The sequence below is a fragment of the Stenotrophomonas pictorum JCM 9942 genome (genome assembly GCF_001431585.1).
Taxonomy (GTDB): domain Bacteria; phylum Pseudomonadota; class Gammaproteobacteria; order Xanthomonadales; family Xanthomonadaceae; genus Stenotrophomonas; species Stenotrophomonas pictorum.
The window spans coordinates 1-5,991 of the sequence record NZ_LLXS01000057.1; the positions used below are offsets into that span (position 1 = coordinate 1).

Annotated in this window: 5 protein-coding genes and 1 tRNA gene; 1 reads left to right on the forward strand and 5 read right to left on the reverse strand. The window is 60.5% G+C overall.

Going from position 1 to position 5,991, the window contains the following annotated elements:
* Positions 1–285 precede the first annotated feature (285 nt).
* From ARC78_RS15130 to ARC78_RS15140, 3 genes are all read right to left on the reverse strand, one after another.
* Positions 286–1,908 carry an FMN-binding glutamate synthase family protein gene (locus ARC78_RS15130; protein ID WP_054658929.1) on the reverse strand — a complete coding sequence of 541 codons (1,623 nt, stop codon included), beginning with the start codon at positions 1,906–1,908 and terminating at the stop codon, positions 286–288.
* Positions 1,909–1,939: 31 nt separating this feature from the next.
* Positions 1,940–3,229, reverse strand: coding sequence for a nucleotide sugar dehydrogenase (locus tag ARC78_RS15135; protein ID WP_054658936.1), 1,290 nt, complete (start codon positions 3,227–3,229; stop codon positions 1,940–1,942).
* A gap of 22 nt (positions 3,230–3,251) precedes the next feature.
* Positions 3,252–3,335, reverse strand: a tRNA-Leu gene (locus ARC78_RS15140).
* Positions 3,336–3,809: 474 nt separating this feature from the next.
* Between ARC78_RS15140 and ARC78_RS16715 the strand changes: the two genes are divergently transcribed.
* Positions 3,810–4,709, forward strand: a complete 900-nt coding sequence (locus tag ARC78_RS16715) for a hypothetical protein (protein WP_145974371.1) — start codon at positions 3,810–3,812, stop codon at positions 4,707–4,709.
* 174 nt (positions 4,710–4,883) lie between these two features.
* Here the strand turns inward: ARC78_RS16715 and ARC78_RS15155 are convergent, their stop codons facing one another.
* Positions 4,884–5,402 carry a DUF4376 domain-containing protein gene (locus tag ARC78_RS15155; protein ID WP_054658932.1) on the reverse strand — a complete coding sequence of 173 codons (519 nt, stop codon included), beginning with the start codon at positions 5,400–5,402 and terminating at the stop codon, positions 4,884–4,886.
* Positions 5,399–5,991: glycine-rich domain-containing protein (locus ARC78_RS17150; protein ID WP_425480571.1), on the reverse strand; the 593-nt coding region annotated here is incomplete at its 5' end. The genes ARC78_RS15155 and ARC78_RS17150, both read right to left, overlap by 4 nt.

The window sequence follows — 5,991 nt, forward strand, 5'->3', positions numbered from 1 at the left end:
CCGGTGAATCGGGACTTCTTCATGGTAGAAATTTTCCTTCGAAAACTTCTACTTCTCACTGCGCTGGTTTTGCGGGGGGATTACCGGAAGCGCCGACCGGCGGCTACCTGCTTACCGCCTGCTACGCCAGCGCCCGGCGCGCCGCCGAAGGGGTGATCCAGTGGCTGGCGCGCTGATTACACCGCGGCGCGACAACCGCGACCTGTAAAAAAACACCGCCCTTGTCGAGCAAGGGCGGTGTTTTCATTTGCGATGCCGGTGCGACCGTCTCCGCACCGGGGCAGATCACTGCAGCTTGCTGCCGCGCAACCCCGAAATGCGTGCCGGCGGTGCGAACGAATCGCTGCGCGCATCCGCCCAGTACTCGCGGAACACGACGTGCTCGGGCACCCGGTCAAGCAGCTCGCCCGGTCCCAGATAACGATACAGCGAAGCCAGCGAACGGATCTCCACCGGCGAAACACGCCGCAGGATATGTTCCGGTCCCAGTTCGGAAGGATCGTTCAGGCCGGCAGCGCCCAACAGGTCACGCAACGCGCGCATCGTATTGGCGTGGTAGTTGCGCACACGCTGGCCCTTGTCTTCCGGCTCCAGGTGACGCCAGCGACTCGGGTCCTGGGTAGCGATCCCGGTCGGGCACTTGTCGTTGTGGCAGCTCAGCGCCTGGATGCAGCCCAACGCAAACATGAAGCCACGGCCGGCATTGCACCAGTCCGCGCCCAGCGCGATGGTGCGTGCGATATCAAATGCACTGGTCACCTTGCCCGCCGCACCCAGGCGGATACGCTCACGCAGGTTCAGACCGATCAGCGTGTTGTGCACCAGGATCAGCGCTTCATTCATCGGCACGCCAACGTGATCGATGAATTCCGCAGGCGAGGCGCCGGTACCGCCTTCAGCACCATCAACGACGATGTAGTCGGGCAGCAAACCGGTTTCGTGCATGGCCTTGGCGATACCGAACCATTCCCAGGGATGGCCGATCGCCAGCTTGAAGCCGACCGGTTTGCCACCGGACAACTCACGCAGACGCGCAACGAACTGCAGCAGCTCCACCGGCGTGGAGAACGCCGAGTGCTTGGACGGCGAGACGCAATCCACGCCCATCGGCACGCCGCGGGTGAGGGAAATCTCCGCACTGACCTTGGCCGCTGGCAGCACGCCGCCGTGGCCGGGCTTGGCGCCCTGCGATAGCTTGATCTCGATCATCTTGACCTGATCGTCGCGCGCGTTTTCGACAAAACGCTCTTCGCTGAAGCGCCCGTTCTCGTCGCGGCAGCCGAAGTAGCCCGAACCGATTTCCCAGACCAGGTCACCGCCATTCTCACGGTGATAAGGCGAGATGGAGCCTTCACCGGTGTCATGGCAGAAGCCGCCCAGCTTGGCGCCCTTGTTCAACGCGCGGATGGCATTGGCCGAGAGCGAGCCAAAGCTCATTGCCGAGATGTTGAACACGCTGGCCGAATAGGGCTTTGCGCACTCGGCACCGATGGTCACGCGGAAATCGTGATGCGGGATGGTGGTCGGCGCCATGGAATGGTTGATCCATTCGTAGTCCACCGCGTAGGCGCTGCGCAGGGTCCCAAATGGCACCACGTCCATTTCGTTGCGCGAACGCGCATAGATCAACTGGCGCTGCTGCCGCGAGAACGGGACATCATCAAGATCGCTCTGTACGAAGTACTGGCGGATTTCCGGGCCGATGGACTCGAAGCCATAACGGAAATGCGCCAGCACCGGATAGTTGCGTCGCAACACGCTTCGACGTTGCAACACGTCCCAGGTACCCAGCAGCGCGGCCACACCAAACAGGCCCACGCCCCAGTACCACGCTGGCCAATGCGAAGCCAATGCCAAAGAAACTGGCAGCAGAATCAATGCCAGCACATAGACAAGATAACGATGCATTACCGTCCTCGGATCAGAGATGGCGCGGATTCTACAGCCGGTCGTCGACAACGTCCCGCGGCCAGGCGGATTTGATGTCGTAGACGATCATGTCCTGTACACCCAGTGCACGGATTTTTTCCGCGCTGTACTCACGAAACTGACGGTGCGCCACCGCCAGCACGATCGCATCGTAGTTTCCCGGCTGCGGGGATTCGATCAGCACCACCTCTGCAGCACGTTGTGCGCTGGCCGCATCGGCCCATGGATCGTGCGCATGCACCAGTGCGCCCGCGGCGGACAGCATTTGCACCAGATCCAGCGCGCGGCTGTTGCGCAGATCCGGGCAGTCCTCCTTGAAGGTGACACCGAGCACCAGCACCCTGGCGCCCTGCAGTGATTTTTCTTTCTGCTCCAGCAACGTGCGCACCCGTGTGACCACATGCGCGACGACGCGATTGTTCACCTGTCGCGCGGTATGGATCAGATCCGGGTGGTAACCCACGCTCTCGGACTTGTGCAGCAGGTAGTACGGATCCACGCCGATGCAGTGCCCCCCGACCATCCCCGGTCGGAACGGCAGGAAGTTCCACTTGGTTCCCGCCGCCTCGAGCACATCAAGCGTATCGATACTCAACCGGTCGAAGATCAGGGCCAGCTCGTTGACCAGGGCGATGTTCACATCGCGCTGGATGTTCTCGATCACCTTGGCCGCTTCTGCGACCTTCATCGAAGGTGCCGGCCAGGTCCCCGCACGGATGATGCGGCGATACAGCGCATCGACCACCTGCGCCGCGTGCGGCGTGGAGCCTGACGTGATCTTCCGGATATCCGGCAAACGCCGTTGCCGGTCGCCCGGATTGATCCGCTCGGGGCTGTAGCCGCAAAAAAAATCCACGTTGAAGCGCAGTCCCGAGCCCTGCTCAAGCAACGGCACGCACACCTCTTCGGTGGTACCGGGATAGACCGTGGATTCGTAGATCACCAGATCGCCCGGCTTCAGATAAGCGGCGATGAGCTCGCTGGCCGAGCGCAACGGCGCCAGATCCGGCTGTTCAAAGGCGTCGATAGGCGTGGGCACCGTGACGATGAAGACGTTGCGGTCGCGCAGCCCTGCGGTATCGCCGGTAAAGCGCACATGCAGCGCCGCTGCCAGTTCCGCATCGTCGGTCTCAAGCGTGTGGTCGTGCCCGGCCTGAAGCTCCTGGACGCGCTGCGGGTCGATGTCGTAGCCCAGCGTGTCGAGCGTCTTACCGAACTCAACGGCCAGAGGAAGCCCCACATAACCCAGCCCGATGATGGCGACCCGGGGGGCCGCCGCTGCGGTTATACCGTCGCTCATGCCATTCTCGATTGTCAGGTAGTGGTGCCCGGAGCCGGAATCGAACCGGCATGGCCTCGCGGCCGGCGGATTTTAAGTCCGGACAAGAACCCTTATGTACCAAGGCTTTTGGGCTGTTTTCTGTTCCGCAAAACGCCCAGCCGCCCCCCCTTGAATCGCCTTACGCACCAAGGGCGCACCGATCAATTGCGGAATAGGATATCAGGCGGAACCGCCCCATCGCCTGGCCATCGCCGCATACCGCTCGGCCTCTCCCCTAAGGATCGCAGCGCCATTCCGCGCCCTCTCGCGCTGGCGCCAATCCCCCTCCGCTCTCCGCTCCACTTCAACGGCTTGCAGATACAGTGCGGCCGACTTCGACCGCGCCCACTTCGCCTTGTGCACATTGATCGTCATGGCGGGAATCGTGACGTGGGTCAATCGCACTGGCCGAGACAGCTGCTAGCGGTGGCGGTATCGCGAGACGAGGGGTACGAGGCCCAATAGGGTCTCGCTTCTTGACGGAAAGCGTAATTTCAATTGATATCGCCCATCTGCAACCGCAAGAAAATGGCCCAAGGCCGCTTACTAGGGGGTAAGTATGTCCAGCGCAATTCCGTTCTCCAAGAAGTTGAGAATCACCATTGCAGGCGGCGCGCTGCCCGCTACAGCAATTGCTGCAATAGGCGACTTCTTCTCCCCCAAGGGTGGCTGGCTACTTCCACTGACCATTGGACTTGCTGCATCTGTAGTACTGGCGATGTCGCTGCTACTTGGAACCGGCGCCATGCGACGCCTGTTTGATCGCATTCCAGACTTGCGTGCATGGTGGGAAGGGCCAACCTTTAGCCAGGTTGGAGTCTGGGTCTTGGCCGCCGTTTCGGTCACGGGTCTTACTGTTGGTTTAGGCTCCCACTCCAAGAAAGACACGGGCGGATTGCTCAGCAACAACCTCGCGATTGTCGCCGATGCGCAGCAGGTCACCGGCCTTCTTCAGCAGCAGGTGGAACTCCAGTCCCGCATCGCGAAGGCCACCGAAGCAGTTCAAGACACCGTCAAGCGCGAGAACAGCGACGACCCAGTTAAAGAAATTGCGAATCTTGGCCAGCCTTGGAGTGAGCGTGGATTCGAGGAGGCAATCATCCGGGGTGACGCGCGATCAACAGCCCTTTATATCGACGGAGGCATGGGACTACGCCCTAGTCACGAGCATCTTGTCATCCAAATCTTGCATTCGGGAAAATTCGGCGCGATCCCGACTCTATTAGAGCGCGACGTTCTTCCAAATGAACAATCATGCAAAAAGGCAGCCAGCACCCAATTCTTCCTTGTGGAAAAGGGTTCCAAGCCAGAAAAAATTGATCGCAGCGTTGTCGCAGCACTCAAAGATCTTTGTGGAAAACACAAAGAATCAATGATCGAGATGCTAACTACTTACTGTGGTGGCAGCTACAAAAAAGAGATCTGTCCATCGGCAGTGGATATCCTGAGGAAGGCCTAGCGGGTTATCCATATTTAAGTTGCACGGCATTGTTCTTGGTCGGCTGGCGCAGGGATAGCCCGACGGGTGAATTTCCGGTTTTACTGCCGGCGCCGCCGTTGCTGGCGATACCAGATTGCCAGCTCCACCATGCGAAACTATCGGGTAACCCCTTGGCCCCGTGTCAGAAAAATCCTACGGCCAGTTGGACAGCGCATCATAGGCTAGCGCAGCCTCCGGCGTTTCCAAGGCATCGATCGCTTCGTGATGAGCACGCTCTGCGGAAAAACATCTTTGGACGTGGGCGGTGATCGCCGCAGCTATGGTCTGTAGCTCGGAAAGCGTCAGCCTGACCCAGCCGGAATCGGCCTTGAAATCCACCGTTGCAGGCGCGCCAATCAGGGCCGTCGCAATCCGGTTCTGATCTTCGATTCCCGTCAGCACTCGCACGCCGCCAACCGTGATGCCGCCAGTCTCGCGCTCCCAACGCAGGGCGGTGGTGCGCTCGCGCAGTTGCTGCTTCAACTTTTCCAGCGACAGCACTGGCTCTGGTGTTTGCGGCGGCATAAGCAGGCCATCGGCGTAGGCCCACCCGGGGCCAGCAGCACCAGCCTCCACTGCTGCATCGTAGCCATGCAGTGAGGAGGCGAAAGCCAGATCGGCCTCGATTACATTGACCACCACGCCATCGCGGATCAGTGCAATGCGGCTCATGGCACTGTGTCCCAATAGATGATGTCGATCTGGCCGCGAAAGCCGGCCCCTCCTGTCCTACTTCCAGAAGCTCCAGAAGCTCCACGGGCGCCACCACCGCCACACCCTACCTCAGAGGCAGATCCCCCGCCCCCTACGCTCGTAGCTCCTGTACCTGCTCCTGGGTACACAGAGCTGATAGCCGATGCTGCCCCAGCGCCTCCTGAACATTCTCCAAAGAACGCCGGAATAGCAGTTGCAGCGCCCGAGGTAACGCCGGCTGATCCTGCTGTGCAAGTGGAGGAGGCACCAATGCCTGTTATTGCTTCTGCTCCTGCTCCGCTGCTTCCGCCGTTACCACGGGCGTTTGAGCCATTAGCTGTAGCTCCCCCTTTTCCACCGCGAGCCAATACTTGCGTGCCGGCAATAGCAGAGTCTCCACCATCGCCGCCGTCCACAGCTGTTACAAACCCTGTGCCGTTCCAGTCAGCAGCAAACCCGCCGCTACCGCCAGCGCCTACAAACACGGAGTAACTTGTGCCGGGCACAAGGTTTATGTTCTGTTCTTTCCACTCCCCGCCGCCACCGCCACCTCCTGATGCGTTGCCGA